The organism is Streptomonospora arabica (assembly GCF_039531585.1).
Taxonomy (GTDB): domain Bacteria; phylum Actinomycetota; class Actinomycetes; order Streptosporangiales; family Streptosporangiaceae; genus Streptomonospora; species Streptomonospora halophila.
The window spans coordinates 24190-42519 of sequence record NZ_BAAAQI010000025.1 but is presented as its reverse complement, the minus strand read 5'-3'; the positions used below and the strand labels follow the sequence as shown (position 1 = coordinate 42519).

Below are 18330 nucleotides of genomic sequence, written 5' to 3'. Positions count from 1 at the left end.
CGTGGACCGCGCATCCGCCGCCGCGCGGGCGGAGAAGGGACGGGCGCCCGCCTACGCCGTCGTGGTGCCGACGGCGGGCCGCCCCGAGCTCGAGCGCACCCTGCGCCCGCTGCTGGCCGCGGGCCCCTGCGCGCCCGCCGAGATCGTCGTCGTGGACGACCGGCCCGCGCCGCAGGGCCCGCCGCCCGGCGCCGACGCCGCCGGCGTCACCGTGCTGCGCTCGGGCGGGCGGGGCCCGGCCTGCGCCCGCGACGTCGGCTGGCGCCGCACCTCCGCACCCTGGGTCGTCTTCCTGGACGACGACGTGGCTCCCGGCGACGACTGGACCGCCGAGCTGGCCGCCGACCTCGCGGCCTGCGGCGACGGCGTCGGGGGATGCCAGGGCCGCATCGAGGTCCCGCCGCCCCGGGGACGGCGCCCCACCGACGCCGAGCGCGGAACGCTGGCGCTGGCCCGCGCCCGCTGGATCACCGCCGACATGGCCTACCGCCGCGCCGCCCTGGCCGCCGCCGACGGCTTCGACCGCCGGCTCAAGCGCGCCTACCGCGAGGACACCGACCTCGCGCTGCGCGTGCTCGACGCCGGCTACGCCCTGGTCGCCGGGACGCGGCGCAGCGTGCACCCGATGGTCCGCGACGCACGGCTGCTGCGCAGCGTGGCCGCGCAGGCGGGCAACGCCGACGACGCGCTGATGCGTCGCCTGCACGGGCCCCGCTGGCGTGCACGCGTCGGCGAGCCCCCGGGCCGGCTGCGCCGCCACGTGGCGGCCACGGCGGCGCTCGCCGGTGCGGCCGCCGCCCCGCTGCTCGCCCCGCTGCTCGGCCCGCGGACCTCGGCAGCGGCCGCCGCCGGGCTGGGCTCTTTGTGGCTGGCCGCCACGGCCGAGTTCGCCTGGCGCCGGATCGCGCCGGGCCCGCGGACCCGCGACGAGATCGTGCGCATGGCGGTGACCAGCGCGCTCATCCCGCCCGCAGCGTGCGCGCAGCGGGTGGCGGGGGAGTGGCGCCACCGGCGAGCCCGGCCGCACCGCGAACGGCGCGTCAAGGCCGTGCTGTTCGACCGCGACGGCACCCTCGTCCACGACGTCCCCTACAACCGCGACCCCGGCCTGGTGCGGCCGCTGCCGCACGCGCGCGCCGCGCTGGAGCGGGCGCGCACCGCCGGACTGCGCGTGGGCGTGGTGACCAACCAGTCGGGCGTCGCCCGCGGCCTCATCACCCCCGCCGAGCTGGAGGCCGTCAACGCCGCCTTGGAGGAGCGCCTGGGCCCCTTCGACGCGTGGCGGGTCTGCGTCCACGGCGAGGACGACGGCTGCACCTGCCGCAAGCCGCGCACCGGCCTGATCGAGGCCGCCGCCGCCGACCTGGGCCTCAGCCCCCGCGAGTGCGCGGTCATCGGAGACATCGGGGCCGACGTCGAGGCCGCGCGCGCCGCCGGCGCCCGCTCCGTGCTGGTGCCCGGCCCGGCGACGCGCGCCGCGGAGGTGGCGGCGGCGCCCGAGACCGCGCCGCGGCTGACCGGTGCCGTGCGCCGCCTGCTGCGGGACGGTGCGGCATGACCGCCGCCGAAGGGCGCCCGGCGCCGCGCGGCGGCACCGTGCTGGTGGCCCGCATGGACAACGTCGGCGACGTGCTGCTGGCGGGCCCCGCCGTGCGGGCGGTCGCCGCCGGTGCCGATCGCCTCGTGCTGCTCGCCGGCCCGCGCGGGCGCGCCGCCGCCGAGCTGCTGCCCGGGGTGGACCGCGTCCTGGAGTGGTGCGCCCCCTGGATCGACCCCGAGCCGCCGCCGCTGACCCGCGACAGCGCCGACGAGCTCGTGGCCGCCGTCCGGGCCGAAGCGCCGTCGGCCGCGCTCGTCCTCACCTCCTTCCACCAGTCGCCGCTGCCGCTGGCCGCGCTGCTGCGGACGGCGGGGGTGGGCTGGATCGGCGCGGCCTGCGAGGACTACCCCGGCTCCCTGCTGGACCTGCGCCACCGGACCGACCACACCCGGCCCGAGGCGGCGCGCATGCTGCGCCTGGCCGAGGCCGCCGGGTACCGGCCGCCGCCCGGCGACGACGGCCAGCCGCGCGTGCGCCGCCCGCTGCCACCCACCGCCCACTTGGCGGGAAGCCCCGGCTACGTCGCCGTGCACACCGGCGCTTCGGTGCCCGCCCGCGCCATACCCCCGCAGCTGGCCGCCGGCACCGCGGCGTCGCTGGCGGCCCGGGGCCGGCGCGTCGTGGTCACCGGGACCCACGGCGAGCGGGCCGAGACCGCGGCCGTGGCCGGCGAGGCCGGCGACGCCGGCCTGGACCTGGGCGGACGCACCGGCCTCGCGGAGCTCGCCGGCGTGCTGGAGTCCGCGTCGGTGCTGGTCAGCGGAAACACCGGCGCGGCCCACCTGGCCGCGGCCGTCGGCACCCCCGTGGTCTCGCTGTTCGCGCCGGTCGTGCCGGCCTCCGCCTGGGCGCCCCAGGGCAGCCGGGTGCGGCTGCTCGGCGACCAGGACGCGCCCTGCCGCGGCACCCGCGCCCGCACCTGCCCCGTGCCCGGCCATCCGTGCCTCAACCGAGTGACCCCCGACGACGTCCTCGACGCCGTCGACGACCTGGACCGAGGAGCGCCGTGACACTGCAGCGGTCCCGCCCCGCCGAGCGCCGCGAGCCGCGGCGCCCGTCCACCCTGCGCGTGCTCCTGTGGCACGTCCACGGCTCCTGGACCACCTCCTTCGTGCAGGGCCGGCACCGCTGCCTGCTGCCGGTCGACGCCGACCGCGGCCCCGACGGCCGCGGCCGCGCCCGTACCTGGGACTGGCCCGGCGGCGCCGTCGAGGTCGCGCCCGAGCGGCTCGCCCACGAGCCCGTGGACGCGGTCGTGCTCCAGCGCCCCCACGAGCTCGACCTCGCCGAGCGGTGGCTGGGCGGGCGCCGCCCCGGACGCGACGTCCCCGCCGTCTACGTCGAGCACAACGCGCCGCGCGGCGGCGTCCCCGACACCCGCCACCCCCTCGCCGAGCAGTCCGCCATCCCCATCGTGCACGTCACCCACTTCAACGACCTGTTCTGGGACAGCGGCCGCGCGCCCACCGCCGTCGTCGAGCACGGCGTCCTCGACCCCGGCCACCGCTACACCGGCGAGGTCGAACGCGCCGGCGTGGTGGTCAACGAGCCGCTGCGCCGCGGCCGCGTCACCGGAACCGACCTGCTGGCCGGCTTCTCCCGGGCCGCCGCCCTCGACCTCTTCGGCATGGGAACGGCCGGCGCGCCCGCCGCGCTCGGCCTGCCCCCCGAGCGGCTGCGCGCCTACGAAGACCTCCCCCAGCACCGCCTGCACGCCGAACTGGCCCGCAGGCGCGTCTATCTGCACCCAGTGCGCTGGACCTCGCTGGGACTCTCCCTCATCGAGGCGATGCTGCTGGGCATGCCCGTCCTCGCTCTGGCCGCCACCGAGGCCGGCGAGGCGATTCCCCTGGACGCGGGACTCGCGACAACCCGTGTCGACGCGTTGCACCGGGCGCTGGGCGAGCTCGTCCGCGACCCCGCCCGCGCCGCCGAGCAGGGCCGGGCCGCGCGCCGTGCGGCCCTGCGCCGCTATTCCGTCGACCGGTTCCTCGACGACTGGGACCGGATACTCCAGGAGGTGACACGGTGAGAATCGCCATGGTCTCCGAACACGCAAGCCCGTTGGCGGCCCTCGGCGAGCAGGACACCGGAGGGCAGAACGTGCACGTCGCCGAGCTGGCCGCCGCCCTGGGCGCACGCGGCCACGAGGTCGTGGTCCACACCCGCCGCAGCGGGCCCGACGAGCCCGAGAACGTCGAGCTCGCGCCCGGCGTCCGCGTGCACCACGTCGACGCCGGACCGCCGCACCCGCTGAGCAAGGACGAGCTTCTGCCCTACATGGGCGAGTTCGCCGAACGCCTCGCCGAGGCGTGGCAGCGCGACCGCCCCGACATCGTCCACGCCCACTTCTGGATGAGCGGGCGCGCCGCCCTGGACGCGGCCGCGCCGACCGGCACCCCCGTGGTGCAGACCTTCCACGCCCTGGGCACCGAGAAGCGCCGCCACCAGGGCCCCGACGACACCAGTCCCCCCGAGCGGGAGAGCGTCGAGCGCGCCGTCGCGCACGGGGTCGACCGGATCGTCGCCACCTCCGGCCAGGAGCGCCGGGAGCTGCGCACCTGGAACGTCGCCCGCAACCGGATCGCCGTGGTCCCCTGCGCCGTCGACTGCGAGGCCTTCCGCCCCGAGGGGCCCGCCGCCGAACGCGGCGACCGCCCCCGCATCCTCACGCTGGGCCGGCTGGTGCCCCGCAAGGGGATCCGCACCGCCATCGGCGCGCTCGCCGGGGTGCCCGACGCCGAACTCGTGGTCGCGGGCGGGGCCCCGCCGGAGCGGATCGACGAGGACCCCGAGATCGCCGCACTGCGCGCGTCCGCGGAGGAGGCCGGTGTGGCCGACCGTGTCGTCTTCACCGGCGGCGTGCCCCGCTCGCGGGTGCCCGAGCTGCTGCGCTCGGCCGACATCGCCGTCAACGTGCCCTGGTACGAGCCCTTCGGCATGAGCACCGTCGAGGCCATGGCCTGCGGCGTACCCGTCATCGCCTCCCACGTGGGCGGCCACCTCGACACCGTCGTCCAGGGCGTCACCGGCCGGCTCGTCCCGCCGCGCGACGCCCGCGCCCTGGCCTACTGGATCCGCATGCTGCTCGCCGACCCCGTCACGCGCGAGAGCCTGGGGATCGCGGCCGCCGACCGCGCCGCTGTGCGCTACACGTGGCCGCGGGTGGCCCGCCAGACCGAGGACTGCTACGCGAGCGTGCTGCGCGAACGCGGCCGCGAGGTGCCCGAACCGGCGGGCGAAGCCGCCGCCCTGGCCGCGGGAGGTGTCTGATGCATCCCCGGCTGAAGCGGCTGAGCGGCGCGCTGGAGGGCGTCGACAGCGAGTGCGCCGTGCGGTGGGGCCGCATCCTCGGCGAGGAGCTGCCGCGCGGGCGCCGGCTGCTCGCTTGCGGCAACGGCGGCAGCGCCGCCGAGGCCCAGCACCTCACCGCCGAGCTGACCGGGCGGTTCGCCACCGAGCGCATCCCGCTCTCGGCGATCTGCCTGCACGCCGACACCTCCAGCCTCACCGCCATCGCCAACGACTACGGCTACGGCCAGGTCTTCGCCCGCCAGCTGCGCGCCCACGCCCGCCCGGGCGACATCCTGATATGCCTGTCCACCAGCGGCAGCAGCGAGAACGTGGTCGCCGCTGCCGCCACCGCAGGCGAGATCGGCCTGCGCACCTGGGCGCTGGCCGGCGCGTCCCCCGGCGCGCTGCAGGCCGTGTGCGAGGAGAGCCTTGCGGTCCCCTCGCCGGACCCGGCCACGGTCCAGGAGGTCCACCTCTCGCTCATCCACCTGATGTGCGAGGAGGTCGACGCCGTCTGCGGCGCGGCCGCGCCGGCCCCCCGGCGGGCCGGGCTGTCCGCGGAAGGGGCGGCGTGAGCCGCGCCCGCGGGCCGCTGGTCGTCGTCGGCGACGCGTTCCTCGACGTCGACGTCGTCGGCGATCGCCGCACCACCGGGCACGGCCAGGACGCGCCGGTGCTGGAGGCCTGCGGCGCCCGGCACCGCCCCGGCGGCGCCGCCCTCGCCGCATGGCTGGCGGCCCGCGACGGCCATCCCGTCGTGCTGGTCTGCTCCCTGGGCTACGACGGCCCCGGCGAGCGCGTCGCCGAGCTGCTGCAGGACGCGCTGACCCTGGTGCGCCTGGACCAGTCCGGGGCCACCCCGGTCAAGTCGCGCATCCGGGCGAACGGGCGGACCCTGCTGCGCGTCGACGACGGCGAGGGCCGCCCCGACACCGCGGGCGACCACGCACGCGCGGCCGAGGTGATCGGCCGGGCCGGCGCCGTGCTCGCCGCCGACTACGGCCGCGGCGTGGTCGAACTGCCCGCCGTCCGCGAGGCGCTGACCCGCGCCGCCCGGCACGGGCCCGTGGTGTGGGACCCGCACCCGCGCGGCCCCGCGCCTGTCGCCGGTGCGGCCCTGGTCACCCCCAACGCGGCCGAGGCCGGCGCCGGGGCCGCCGACCCCGAGCGGGCCGGCGAGATCGCGGCGCGCCTGGCCCGCACCTGGCGGGCGGGCTCGGTCGCGGTGACCCTGGGCGGCAAGGGCGCCGCCTGGGCGCCGCCGGACGGGCCGGGCCGCTTCTTCCCCGCACCGGTGAGCGTGTCCGAGGCCGATGCCTGCGGCGCCGGCGACCGCTTCAGCGGAACCGCCGCCGGGGCCCTGCGCACCGGCGCCGACACGGCCGACGCCGTCGCCGAGAGCGTCCAGGCGGCCTCCCGGTTCGTCGGCAACGGCGCCGCGGGCGCCACGGCGGAGTCGGGACCCATGGCCGGGGCGCTGCCACTGGGCCTGGGGGAGAGCGCCGATGCGCTGGCCGAGCGCGTGCGCCGCAGCGGCGGCAGGGTCGTCGCCGCCGGCGGGTGCTTCGACGTGCTGCACGCCGGGCACGTCAGCCTGCTGCGCCGGGCACGCTCGCTCGGCGACTGCCTGATCGTCTGCCTCAACAGCGACGCCGCCGTGCGCGCGCAGAAGGGGCCGCACCGGCCCCTCACCTGTGCCCAGGACCGGGTGCGTGTGCTGTCGGAGCTGGAGTGCGTCGACGCGGTCACCGTCTTCGACGAGCCGACACCGGTCCGGGTCGTCCAGCGGCTGCGGCCCGACGTGTGGGTCAAAGGCGGCGACTACGCGGCCGAGGAACTGCCCGAGCTGCCCGCCGTGACCGCCGGCGGCGGCCAGGCGGTCATCCTGCCGCTGCTTCCGGGGCGCTCCACCAGCCGCATGGTGGCCGCCCGCAGCCGCACGCCCCCCTGAGCACCGCCGGGGCGCGCCCGCACCACGCCCCGTGCGCGTCCGCCCAGACGGTCGAGAACACGAGGTGGAGGGAGTACGCAAATGCGACCGCTCGGAAACACACTGATCACCGGTGGCGCCTCCGGCCTGGGGGCCGCCGTGGCCCGGGCCGTGGCGGAGGAGGGCGGTCGGCCGCTCGTCGTCGACCGCGCCCGCCCGGCCGAGGGCCTCGACTACGACTACGTGTGCGCCGACATCGCCGACCGCGCCGAAGCCGAGGACGCCGTCCAGCGCTCGGCCGACCGCGCCGGCGGCCTGCACGCCGTCGTCAACGCGGCGGGGATCGACGCCTGCGGGCCGCTGGACAAGGTCGACGCCGACGACTGGGAGCGCGTCGTCAAGGTCAATCTCATCGGCACCGCCTCGGTGGTCCGCGCCGCCCTGCCCCACCTGGAGGCCTCGCGCGGCACCGTGGTCGACTGCGCCTCGACGCTGGGCACGCGCGCCGTCCCCGACGCCACCGCCTACTGCGCCTCCAAGGCCGGCGTCATGGGCTTCACCCGCGCACTCGCCGCCGAGACCGCCGGGCGCATCGGCGTGACGCTGCTGGTCCCCGGCGGCATGGACACCGCGTTCTTCGACGACCGCCCCGAGGCCTACCGGCCCGGTCCCGACGCCCGCCTCAACCAGCCCGAGCACGTCGCGCGGGCCGTCGTCTTCGCCTTGGCCCAGCCGCCCGGGTGCGAGGTGCGCGAACTCGTCGTCTGCCCCTCGCAGGAGACGTCCTGGCCCTGACCCGGGGCCGCTTCGCCGGTGCACCGCGAGCAATGGGGGGATCATGAGTCAGGCACACATCGGCCGCGCCGTCGTCACCGGCGGCGCCGGTTTCGTCGGCTCGCACCTGTGCGAGCACCTGCTGGACGCCGGCGCCGAGGTCGTCTGCGTGGACAACTTCGCCACCGGCTCCGCCGCGAACGTGCGCCACCTGGCCGACCGCGCCGGGTTCAGCACGCTGGAGGCCGACGCCACACACCCGCTGGTGGTTCCCGGGCGCGTCGACACCGTCTTCCACCTGGCCTCGGCGGCGTCGCCGCGCGACTACCTGCGCCTGCCCGTGGAGACCCTGGAGGCGGGCAGCCGGGGCACCCGCAACGCGCTGGACCTGGCGGCCGAGCACGGTGCCCGCACCGTGCTGGCCTCCACCAGCGAGGTCTACGGGGACCCGCTGCACCACCCCCAGCACGAGAGCTACTGGGGCAACGTCAACCCGGTGGGCCCGCGCAGCGTCTACGACGAGGCCAAACGCTACGCCGAGGCCCTGACCATGGCCTTCCACCGCTCCCGCGGCGCCGACGTCGGCATCGCCCGCATCTTCAACAGCTACGGGCCCCGGATGCGCCCCGACGACGGCCGCGCGGTCCCGACCTTCATCCGCCAGGCGCTGGCCGCAGAGCCCATCACCGTCTCCGGCGACGGCATGCAGACGCGGTCGGTGTGCTATGTCGACGACACGGTGCGCGGCCTGATCGCCCTGGCCCGCTCCGGCATCGTCGGCCCGGTCAACATCGGCAGTCCGCACGAGCTGTCCATGCGCCGGCTCGCCGAGCTGGTGCGCGGCGTCTGCGGCTCCGACTCGCCCATCGTCGCGGTGGGGCGTCCCGCCGACGATCCGCGGTTCCGCCGCCCCGACACGTCGCTGGCGGCCCGGGCGCTGGGCTGGCGCCCGCTGGTGCCGATGGAGGAGGGGCTGCGGCGCACCGTCGCGTGGTTCGTGCGCACCCGGGCGGCCGCCGCGCCGGGGGAGGACCGCACGGTGGAACCGACCGCGGGCCGCGCCTGAGCCCGCAGGCCTGAGCCGTAGCAGGGCGGACGGCACCGCACGAACGGGTCCCCGGGGCGCCTCGGCGCCCCGGGGACCTGCGCGTGAAACCGTCGGCCGATCCCTCAGACGTCGGGTACCAGCTGCTTGCGCAGCTTGGCCAGGGACGCCGAAAGGGTCCGCGAGACATGCATCTGCGAGAGGCCGACGATCTCGGCGATCTCGGCCTGGGTCTTGTTGCCCGCGAACCGGAGGAGCACGATCCGCCGGTCGCGCGGCGAGAGGGTTGCCAGCGCCGGCCGCAACGACGCCCGGTCGGCGACGTTCTCCAGGTCGTGGTCCTCCTCGCCGAGCGTGTCGCCCAGCGTCTTGTCCTCCTCCTCGGCCCCGTAGGGCACGTCGAGGGACAGGGCGCTGTAGGCCGACGAGGCGTCGATGAGCTCAAGCGTGTCGTCGACGCTCATCTCCAGCCGTTCGGCGATCTCGGCGACCGTGGGCGAGCGGCCGTGCTCCTGGGCGAACGACGAGGTCACCCGGTTGAGCTCGGGCCGCTTCTCCTGATACTTGCGCGGCACCCGAATCGCCCATGTGCGGTCCCGGAAGTGGCGCTTGACCTCTCCGGTCATCATAGGCAGGGCGTAGGAGATGAACTCCTTGCCGTAGTCGGGATTGAAATCGCGGATCGCCTGGACCAGGCCGACTGTCACAACCTGGCGCAGGTCTTCCTCGGGCTCACCGCGGTTGCGGTAGCGGCGGGCGATGCGGCGTACGACCGGAGCATGCAGATCCACCAGGTTCCGATAGATCTCATCACGCTCGGCCGGGCCGGCGGACCCACCCTTGAGCTGCGCGAACAGTTCCCGCGTGCGGGTGTAGTAGGCTTCGTCGGTTTTGCTGTTCCCTCGGGAACTGCGCGGACGCGGTACTGCGGTCTCTCGTTCGCGGAGCGTGCTCGATGCGCTCATCGTCAACGTTCCTTCTGCGATCGGAGTTGACCACCGACCACGTGCCCCCCGGATCGCGCGGCGTGTTGTGCACCATGCCGGCGATGTGGCTCCCCCGTACTGTGCGGTGGTTCACCGCAGCGGGGGCCGGGACGCACATGATGGCGTCGTAGGCCGCGCTGTCGGACCTCCTGCACAACACGTTGACCATATCGAGATATGCGCGATTAAGCCAGCCCGCCCTCGTCCGATTCCGCCCGGTTTTGCGCTTAATTAACGCGTGAGATTGCGAAGCCGCAGGGTAGACGGGGTGAGGACGACAGTGGTCTTTGCCATAGGAAATCTCACGCAATCGCTTTCCTTCGTCAGGCGGTGTGTGTGTTTATGGGGGGTATCGGGTAGTGGGCGACAGCGCGGATCCCGAGCGGCGGCGCGACGCGCCGGATCGCGGCATGCGACCGTGTGCGGAGGCGAACCCGGCGGGCGCGCGGGTGGGGGTCGTCGTGGCCACCCGCAACCGCCGCGAGGACCTTGCCCGGACATTGCGCCGGCTTTCCTCGGCCTGTCCGGACGCGCCGGTCACCGTGGTCGACAACGCCTCCAGCGACGGCACCGCCGACCTCGTCCGGTCGGCCTCGCCCGGCGCCGGCGTGGTGGAGCTGGCCCGCAACCGCGGATGCGCCGCCCGCAACGACGGCGTCGCCGCCAACCCGGCCCCCTACATCGCCTTCTGCGACGACGACTCCTGGTGGGAGCCGGGCGCACTGGAGCGCGCCGCGGCCGCCTTCGACGCCCATCCCCGCCTGGGCCTGGTCGCCGCGGCCACGTTCGTCGGCGAGGACGCGCGCCCCGACCCGATCAACGAGGAGCTGGCCGCCGGACTGGGGCCGGCCCCGCGCGGCCTGCCCGGCCCGCGCGTCCTCGGCTTCCTCGCCTGCGCCGCGGTCGTGCGCCGCGAGGCGTTCCTCGACGCCGGCGGGTTCAGCGATCTGCTGTTCTTCACCCACGAGGAGGCCCTGCTGGCTCAGGACCTCGCAGCGCTGGGCTGGGAGGCCTGCTACCTCCCGCAGGTGCGCGCCCGCCACCACCCCTCCGCCGACCGCCCGCCCAGCGCCTGGCGGCGGCGCCTGGACCTGCGCAACCGCGTCCTGGTCTGCTGGATGCGGCGCCCCGCCGAGCGGGCGCTGGCCGAGACCGCCCGGCTGGCGCGCGCGGGCAGCCGGGAGCCCGCGGCCCGGCGCGCCCTGGCGGGCGTAGCCGGCGCACTGCCGCGCGCGCTGGTGCAGCGGCGACGGCTCCCGCCCCGCGTCGAACGCGACCTGCGCCTGCTGGAGCGGCGGTGAGCCGCCCGGGCCGCCCCGATCCCCGTGTGGGCGCGGTGGTCATCACCCGCGACCGCCGCGGCGAGCTGCTGGGCGTCCTGGAACGGCTCACGGCCCTGCCCGAGCGGCCCCCGATCGTGGTGGTCGACAACGGCTCGCGCGACGGCAGCGCCGACGCCGTCGCCGCGTCCTTCCCCGATGCGGCGCTGCTGCGCGCGGGGGCCAACCTGGGGGCGGTGGGCCGCAACCTCGGAGCCGAGGCACTGGATACCCCCTACATCGCCTTCTGCGACGACGACACCTGGTGGGAGCCGGGATCGCTCGCGCTTGCTGCCGACCTGCTGGACGCCCACCCGGACGCGGCCTCGCTGACGGCGCGGATCCTGGTCGAGCCGTCGCTGCGCGAGGACCCCATCACACCCGAGCTGCGCGACTCGCCGGTCCCGGCCCCGGCGCACCTGCCCGGCCCCGCCCTGCTGAGCATCCTCGCCGGCGCCTCCGTCCTGCGCGCGTCGGCGTTTCGGGACGCCGGGGGCTTCCACGAGCGGCTGTGGCTGGGCGGCGAGGAGGAGCTGCTGTCGCTGGACCTGGCCGCGGCCGGGTGGTGGATGTGCTGGATCGAGGAGATGCGGGTGCACCACGCCCCCTCCCGCGCCCGCGACAGCAGGGCGCGGCGCCGCCTGGGCATCCGCAACACCCTGTGGACGGCGTGGCTGCGCCGTCCCGCGGGCGCGGCGCTGCGGCGCACCGTACGGGTGCTGGCCTCGGTGCCCGGGGATGCGGCCAGCGCGGCGGCGGTCGCCGAGGCGCTGGCCGGGCTGCCGTGGGTGCTCGGCGAGCGCCGACCGGTGCCGCCCCGGGTGGAGGAGGGGCTGCGGCTGCTGGAGGCGCCGCAGGGCCGCTCGGCGGCGCGGCGCTACATCGGCTGAGCGGGTGCGGGGGCCGGGAGGGGGCGGGAAGGAAGGGGGTCAGTCCACGGGCGAGGTGGGGTCCTCGCCGGTGAGGGCGATCTTCTCGGCGAGTTCGGCGAGCTTGACGTTGAGCTTCTGCGAGGCCTCCCGCAGGCGCTCCCAGGCCTGGTCGGCGGTCATGTGGTGGCGCTCCATGAGGATGCCCTGGGCCTGGCCGATCGTCTCGCGGGTGTCCAGGGCGCGGCTGAGGTTGGCGATGTGCCGGTTGGCGGCGAGCGCGGAGGCCGCCTGCGCCGAGTAGATGACCCCGACCTCGTGGGCGTCCTCGCCGAAGGACTGCGGGCGCGCCGCGTAGAGGATCAGCACCCCCAGGGTCTCGCGCGCGGTGAACAGCCGGAAGCTCAGCAGGCTGCCGATGGGCAGCTTGGCGGCCTCGGCGGCGTATCTGGGCCAGCGCGTGGAGGAGGTGAGATCGGGGAGGTAGACGTAGGTCCCCTTGTTCATCGAGTCCAGCGACGGGCCTTCGCCCAGCTCCAGTTGCAGCGCGTCGCTGCGGCGCACGATGTCGTGGGTGCACACCGGGGTCTGCAGACTGGTCCGCGACTCCACCAGGCTCACGCCGGCGTAGTCGCATCCGGGGACGGTGGTCACCGCCAGGTCCACCATCCGCTGGAGCGTCGCGCGCAGGTCCGGTTCAGCGAACAGCGAACGCACCACCTCCGCGAACCCCCGGGGTGAGGGAGAGTGGTCCTTGTTGAGCATCGCACGCCCTCCTGTGCCGTTATTCGAGCGCCGACTCGAATCGCCCCTCCGGTGTGGAGCCCGCGCACAGCACAAGGCGCTCGGTCAGGTGACCGAATGGCTCCGCAGTGTGAGAATCGAGGTGCGACCGATCCGGTCGTTGGCCTTCCCGATCGAATGCGAGTATTGCCCGCACTCCTTGCCTGTGTCAACGACTGTACCTGCCGCCGGACGGCGTCGATTCGCGGACCCCGCGGACCCCGCGGATCCCGCGGGTCTCCGCGGTCTCCGGCGGTGCGGGCCGGAGGACCTGCGGGGCGGCGATCGGCGAATCCGTCGTCCGCGGCCGTTTCCGGAGAGGCGGCGCAGCGATCCGATCGGCTGCGCGGCGGGTTGCGCGATTCCATGCGGAATCCGCATCGAATCGCCGCCCGGCCGTAGTCGGGACCTTCGTCCCCGCCACCCGCGGATTCGCCACAGAATTCCCCATGCGGGGTTCAATCCCGTGCAAACGGAAAGCGGGCCCGGGAATGTGCGCAGGACCACCGGGATTGGCGGCGGCCCGCGTGTTCCGCCGCGGAACGCGCTTGCCCGCCGGTCCCCTCGCTTGCGGTGTTCTGCGGGCGTGCCGGACGTCCCGGCCGCACCGGGGTTCGGGCCGGAGCCCGATCCCCCGCCCGTGCCCCGGCACGGGCCGGCGCCCGGTCCGCTCGGACCGGGCACCGACCCGGGGAGCCCGGCGGCGTCGCTCTGCCGCGGGCGCCCCGCGTCGGCTTATGTGTCCCGCGCGTGGGCCGGGGTGCACCCGAGCGCGCCGTTCGCGACGGGCGCTGCCGCGGCCCCGCTGGCTAGCCCTCGCCGTGGAAGCCGAACTCCTCGGGCGAGGGCCGCTCGACGTCGCCGGCCTCGGTGATCTCGCCGCCGGCGTTGTCGGTGACGCGGGCCTCCTGCAGGGTTTCGGGCTCCTTGCCCGCGCGGAACTCCATGACCAGCGCCCCGGAGTATCCGCCGTGGTCGTCCTCGGAGGAGGCGAAGGGCACCAGGCCCGGCCCCGACCAGTCCTGGCCGTGCACGGCGTCGATCAGGCTCTGCCGAGTGGGGTCCTCGCCCGCCGCCATCAGCGCCTTGGACATCAGGGTGGCCTGCACCATGCCGTAGACCGTGGTGTTGGTCATCGGCCTGTCGCTGTCGGCGTACTCGTCGTAGATCCCGGCGTACAGCCCGATCCAGGGGTCCTCCTCCTGGGTGACCGCGGGCAGGTAGCCGGTGTAGATCATCCCGTCCAGCAGTTCCTCGACGGGCAGGTCCTCGTTGCCGGCCTCGGCCGCGAACTCCGAGAGCAGGCCCTTCAGCGTCGCGGTGTCGGCGCCGATGGTGCTGACCACGAACTGCGGGTCGTAGCCGATGCTCGCCGACTCCAGGATCGCCAGGGCGGTGAACGCCGGGATGCACGAGCACACCACCACCTCGGCGCCCTCCTCCTTCAGCGCCGCGATCTGCGGGCCCAGGTCGGTGTTGCCGGAGTCGTAGGACTCCACGGCCACGCGCTGCTCGGCGATGTACTGCTCCAGGCCGGCCTCGGAGTCGGCGCCCACGTCGTCGTTCTGGTGCAGGTAGCCGACCTTGGCGTCGGGCAGGTTCTCGGCGATGTACTGCCCCTGGATCTTGGCCTCCTTGGTGTAGTCCACCTGGAAGCCGTAGGTCAGCGGGTACTTGTCCGGCTGGTTCCACATCAGCGCGCCCGAGGACACGAACAGGTCGGGCACGCCCTCCTTGTCGAGGAAGTCGACGACCTTGGAGTGGGTGGGCGTGCCCAGGCCGCCGAGCATCGCGAAGATCTCGTCGTTGTGCACAAGCTCCCGGGTCACCTCGATGGTGCGGGCCGGGTCGTAGGCGTCGTCCTTGACGACGTAGTCGATCTCGCGTCCGTTGACGCCGCCGTTGTCGTTGACGTAGTCGAACACGGCTTGGGCGCCGATGGAGATCTGGCTGTAGCCGGGGGCGGCCGGTCCGGTCAGCGGCTGGTGCGAGCCGATCTTGATGCTGCTGTCGGTGACGCCGGTCGAGACGTCCAGGTCGGCGGCCGCGCCTTCCTGCACTTCGCCGGCTCCTCCGCAGGAGGTGGCCAGCAGGACCGCCGCCGTCAGGGCGGCGGCCGGGGCGATGCGTGATCTCATGTTTTCTCCCGGGCGGTGGGTCGGGGACGGGGTGCGGGCGGGGTGCGGGGTGGGTTGGTCAGCGCCCGCGGCGGACCAGTCCGGCGAGGCTGCGCAGCATCCCGTGCAGGCCGTGCGGCCACACGAGCACGACGACGATGAGCAGCACGCCGAAGAACACGATCGGCAGGTTGTTGGCGACGTCGGTGTCCAGGGACAGCGCGTGGGCCAGCTCCTCGCCCCACACCTCCACGTAGACCAGGGCGACCGCGCCGAAGAAGGCGCCCCACATGCTGCCCAGCCCGCCCAGCACCAGCGCCGCGAGCAGGCTCAGCGACAGCGTCACCGTGAAGGAGCTGGGCGTGGCCGTGCCCAGCAGATAGGCCTGGCAGGCGCCGGCGAGCCCGCCGGCGCCCGCGCTGACGACGAAGGCGATCACCTTGGTGCGGCCCACCGGGACTCCGGCCAGGCCAGCGGCCGCCTCGTCGTCGCGCAGCGCGCGCATCCGCCGGCCCAGCCGTCCCGCGCTGATCGTGGCCAGGACGACCAGGCAGACCAGCGTGGTCAGCCACACCGCCGCGGACTGCCACTGGGTGTCGGTGACCACGCCCGCCAGAGCGGCGGGCGCGCCGCGGGTGGAGAAGGCCAGTCCGTTGCTGCCGCCGAGCAGCTCGGGGAAGCGCACCGTCAGCGAGGGCAGCCCCACGGCCAGCGCCAGGGTCGCGCCCGCGAGGTAGGGGCCGTGCAGCCGTGCCGTGGCGGCGCCGACCAGTACCCCGGCCGCGCAGCTCAGCACCACGGTGATCACCATGTTCAGCCACAGGGGCAGCGCGGGCTGGTTCAGCACGAGCAGCGCCATGGTGTAGGCGCCGATGAACATGAACGCGCCGTGGCCCAGGGAGATCTGCCCGCTGTAGCCGATGAGCAGCTGCAGGCCGGCGATGGCCAGCATGTAGTAGCCCACGCTGCCGATACGCAGGTCGCCGGTGGGTCCGGTGACCCCCATCAGCGCGACGACCGCGGCGAAGGCGGCGGCCGCGGCCAGCGGGAACCGCACCAGGGCCGGAAGCGCCCGCCAGCGGTCGGCGAGCGAGGGCGCGGCCGAGCCCGGGGCCGGGGCGCCCCGGCCGGTGGACGCGTGGTTGCGCAGCGAGACCATCACTACACCTTTCGCGCGGTCGGGCGGGAGAACAGGCCGTCCGGCCGGATGCTCAGCACCAGGACGAGGACGGCCAGCGCCGCCAGCGTGGTCAGCTCCGGCCCCGCATAGCCGGAGACGTAGGACAGGCACAGGCCGAGGAGCACGCCGCCGGCCAGGGCGCCGAAGGGGTTCTCCAGCCCGCCCACGACCGCGGCGGCGATGGCGTAGATGAACACGGCGTCGAGCACGTTGGGGAAGATGAACGGCGGCGCCGCCAGCATCCCGGCCAGCGCGCCGATCACCGAGGCGATGGCCCAGCCGGTGGTCAGCATCAGGCCCACCCGCACGCCGCTCAGCCGCGCGGCCTCGGGGCGGAACGCCGCGGCGCGCATCCGCAGCCCCAGCGGGGTGAATCGGTACAGCCCGAACAGCAGCAGCGCCGCGCCGCCCACCGAGGCCAGCGCGAACCAGTCGGAGGGCGAGAACCGGCCGCGAAAGCCCAGCGGGTAGGAGAACGAGTGCGGCTCGTTGCTCCAGATCATCCCCGCCAACCCCTGCAGGACCAGCAGCAGGCCCAGCGTGACGATGATGGCGCTGAGCGGGGAGCGCCCGTGCACCGGGCGGATCAGCAGCCGCTCGGTGGCGGCGCCGAGCACCAGCCCGGTCGCCAGGGCGGCGCCGAACCCCAGCCAGTAGCTGCCGGTGGCCTGCGAGACCGTGTAGGCGATGTAGACCGAGATCAGCGCCAGCGCCGGCTGCGCGAAGTTCACCACGCGGGTGGCCTGGTAGATGATGACCAGCGACAGTGCGAGCGCCGCGTAGACCGCGCCCGCGGACAGACCGCTCAATGTCAGGTCGATGAAGTGGTCCACGGATCTCCCTCTTCTAAAAGCCCAGGTAGGCGTGGCGCATGCGGTCGTCGGCCAGCAGCCGGCCGGCGTCCTCGGCCATGGCGACCTCGCCCTGGTTGAGCACGAGGCCGTGGTCGGAGACCGACAGCGCACTGCGGGCGTTCTGCTCGACCAGCACCACCGTCAGCTCGCGTTCGGCCCGCAGGTCCAGCAGCATCCGCATGATCTGCCGGGTGACCAGCGGCGCCAGACCCAGCGAGGGCTCGTCCAGCAGCAGCACCCGCGGGCGGGCCATGAGCGCCCGCCCCAGCGCGAGCATCTGGCGCTCACCGCCCGAGAGCGTGGCGGCCGGGCGCGACACCCGCTCGCGCAGCGGGGGGAACAGCTCCAGCACCTCGGCGGCGCTCCGGGCGCGGTCGCGCCGGCCCGCGCGCCACAGCCCGCCCAGGCGCAGGTTCTCCTCCACGGTCAGCTCGGCGATGACGCCGCCGCCTTCGGGCACGTGCGCCAGGCCGTGGCGGACGTGGCGCTCGGCCGGTAGCCGGGTGATGTCGGCGCCGTCCAGCAGTACCCGGCCGGACTCGGCGCGCTTGAGGCCGCTGAGCGTGCGCAGCAGCGTCGTCTTGCCGGCCCCGTTGGCGCCCAGTACCGCGCAGATGCCGCCGCGGGGCACGCTCATGCTCACCCCGTTGAGCGCGGTCACCGCGCCGTAGCAGGCGGTGAGCCCCTCCACGCTGAGCATCGGCCGTTCAGCCATCGGTACCCGCCTCCTCGGGCTCGCCCAGGTAGGCCTCGGCCACCGCGGGGTCGGACCGGATGCGCTCGGGCGGTCCCGCGGCGATCACCTCGCCGAAGTCCAGCACCACGATGTGGTCGCAGACGTCCATCACCAGGTCCATGTGGTGTTCGACCAGCAGCACGCCCATGCGCGAGCCGAAGGACTTGACGGCCGCGGCCAGGGCGGCCATGTCCTCGCCGGACAGGCCGCCGGCGGGCTCGTCGAGCAGCAGCAGCTCGGGTTCGGCGACCACCGCGCGGGCCAGCGCCACGCGCTTCTGCACGCCGAAGGGCAGGGTGCCCGGCATCGCCCGGGCGGCATGGGCGGCGCCGAACTCCGCCAGTGCGGCCATCGCCCGCTCGCGCAGCCGCCGCTCGTCGGAGTGGTAGCGGCCCAGGCCGGTGAGCATGGCGAACGCGCCCCCGCGGCAGAGCCGGTCGGCGCCGACCATGACGTTGTCCAGCGCCGAGAGCCCGGGGAACAGGTTGAGGCCCTGCAGCGTGCGGGCGATGCCCAGGTCGGCGAGGTGGTGGGGGCGGTGCCGGCGCAGCCGGCGGCCCTTCCAGGAGACGGAGCCGCTCTGCGGGCGCAGGACGCCGGAGACGACGTTGAACAGCGTCGTCTTCCCGGCGCCGTTGGGCCCGATCAGCCCGACGACGCTGCCGGGCGCCACCGACAGCCCCACGTCGTTGAGGGCTGTCAGGCCGCCGAAGCGCACGGTCACCCCCTCGGCGGTGAGCAGGGGGTCCGGCGTTGTGGGTCTCATGCGCTCTGCTTTCCGTGCCGGGGTCGGAGTCCGCTGCGATACCGACCGGTTGGCATGTAGGGGGTAGTCGTCCGCCG

At 75.2% G+C, this 18330-nt stretch carries 17 protein-coding genes; 10 read left to right on the top strand and 7 right to left on the bottom strand.

Translation table 11 applies throughout. The features are described from left to right. Position 1: 1 nt before the first annotated feature. The 8 genes from ABD284_RS24385 to ABD284_RS24350 all read left to right on the top strand — a co-directional run bounded on the left by ABD284_RS24385 (position 2) and on the right by ABD284_RS24350 (position 8664). Positions 2-1558, top strand: a complete 1557-nt coding sequence (locus tag ABD284_RS24385) for an HAD-IIIA family hydrolase (RefSeq protein ID WP_344148312.1) — start codon at positions 2-4, stop codon at positions 1556-1558. Continuing rightward, entirely contained in the window at positions 1555-2610 is a 1056-nt protein-coding gene (locus tag ABD284_RS24380; protein ID WP_344148309.1) for a glycosyltransferase family 9 protein, read from the top strand. Before ABD284_RS24385 ends, ABD284_RS24380 begins: the two co-directional genes overlap by 4 nt. Continuing rightward, positions 2607-3632, top strand: a complete 1026-nt coding sequence (locus tag ABD284_RS24375; RefSeq protein ID WP_344148306.1) for a glycosyltransferase — start codon at positions 2607-2609, stop codon at positions 3630-3632. The genes ABD284_RS24380 and ABD284_RS24375 overlap by 4 nt, the downstream gene beginning before the upstream one ends. After that, positions 3629-4873, top strand: a complete 1245-nt coding sequence (locus ABD284_RS24370; RefSeq protein WP_344148303.1) for a glycosyltransferase — start codon at positions 3629-3631, stop codon at positions 4871-4873. Before ABD284_RS24375 ends, ABD284_RS24370 begins: the two co-directional genes overlap by 4 nt. Continuing rightward, positions 4873-5469, top strand: a complete 597-nt coding sequence (locus tag ABD284_RS24365) for a D-sedoheptulose-7-phosphate isomerase (RefSeq protein WP_344148300.1) — start codon at positions 4873-4875, stop codon at positions 5467-5469. The genes ABD284_RS24370 and ABD284_RS24365 overlap by 1 nt, the downstream gene beginning before the upstream one ends. After that, positions 5466-6845, top strand: coding sequence for a PfkB family carbohydrate kinase (locus ABD284_RS24360; protein ID WP_344148297.1), 1380 nt, complete (start codon positions 5466-5468; stop codon positions 6843-6845). Before ABD284_RS24365 ends, ABD284_RS24360 begins: the two co-directional genes overlap by 4 nt. Before the next feature lie 81 nt (positions 6846-6926). Next, complete coding sequence (locus tag ABD284_RS24355) at positions 6927-7619, top strand: SDR family oxidoreductase (RefSeq protein WP_344148294.1); 693 nt, start codon at positions 6927-6929, stop codon at positions 7617-7619. A gap of 43 nt (positions 7620-7662) precedes the next feature. Beyond that, on the top strand, positions 7663-8664 hold the full coding sequence (locus ABD284_RS24350; RefSeq protein WP_344148291.1) for a UDP-glucuronic acid decarboxylase family protein: 1002 nt from the start codon (positions 7663-7665) through the stop codon (positions 8662-8664). Between the two features lie 104 nt (positions 8665-8768). On the opposite strand, the gene ABD284_RS24345 is transcribed toward ABD284_RS24350, so the two are convergent. Continuing rightward, positions 8769-9608 (bottom strand): SigB/SigF/SigG family RNA polymerase sigma factor, encoded by an 840-nt coding sequence (locus ABD284_RS24345; RefSeq protein ID WP_344148288.1) that lies wholly within the window; start codon positions 9606-9608, stop codon positions 8769-8771. A 431-nt stretch (positions 9609-10039) separates the two neighbouring features. Here ABD284_RS24345 and ABD284_RS24340 point away from each other — a divergent pair, with 431 nt between their 5' ends. Together ABD284_RS24340 and ABD284_RS24335 are read left to right on the top strand one after the other, a co-directional pair. After that, positions 10040-10930, top strand: coding sequence for a glycosyltransferase family 2 protein (locus ABD284_RS24340; protein ID WP_344148285.1), 891 nt, complete (start codon positions 10040-10042; stop codon positions 10928-10930). Next, the gene (locus tag ABD284_RS24335; protein WP_344148282.1) at positions 10927-11838 is read left to right on the top strand and encodes a glycosyltransferase family 2 protein; all 912 of its coding nucleotides are present in this window, start codon (positions 10927-10929) and stop codon (positions 11836-11838) included. Before ABD284_RS24340 ends, ABD284_RS24335 begins: the two co-directional genes overlap by 4 nt. Positions 11839-11877: 39 nt before the next feature. Here the strand turns inward: ABD284_RS24335 and ABD284_RS24330 are convergent, their stop codons facing one another. From ABD284_RS24330 to ABD284_RS24305, 6 genes are all read right to left on the bottom strand, one after another. Further along, complete coding sequence (locus ABD284_RS24330; RefSeq protein WP_344148279.1) at positions 11878-12582, bottom strand: GAF and ANTAR domain-containing protein; 705 nt, start codon at positions 12580-12582, stop codon at positions 11878-11880. 827 nt (positions 12583-13409) lie between these two features. Then, positions 13410-14738 (bottom strand): ABC transporter substrate-binding protein, encoded by a 1329-nt coding sequence (locus ABD284_RS24325; protein ID WP_344148276.1) that lies wholly within the window; start codon positions 14736-14738, stop codon positions 13410-13412. Between the two features lie 58 nt (positions 14739-14796). Next, a complete protein-coding gene (locus ABD284_RS24320; protein WP_344148273.1) occupies positions 14797-15876 on the bottom strand; it encodes a branched-chain amino acid ABC transporter permease in 1080 nt (359 codons plus the stop codon). 2 nt (positions 15877-15878) lie between these two features. Further along, complete coding sequence (locus ABD284_RS24315) at positions 15879-16730, bottom strand: branched-chain amino acid ABC transporter permease (RefSeq protein WP_344148270.1); 852 nt, start codon at positions 16728-16730, stop codon at positions 15879-15881. A 13-nt stretch (positions 16731-16743) separates the two neighbouring features. Continuing rightward, positions 16744-17466, bottom strand: coding sequence for an ABC transporter ATP-binding protein (locus ABD284_RS24310; RefSeq protein ID WP_344148267.1), 723 nt, complete (start codon positions 17464-17466; stop codon positions 16744-16746). After that, a complete protein-coding gene (locus ABD284_RS24305; RefSeq protein WP_344148263.1) occupies positions 17459-18253 on the bottom strand; it encodes an ABC transporter ATP-binding protein in 795 nt (264 codons plus the stop codon). The genes ABD284_RS24310 and ABD284_RS24305 overlap by 8 nt, the downstream gene beginning before the upstream one ends. Positions 18254-18330 lie beyond the last annotated feature (77 nt).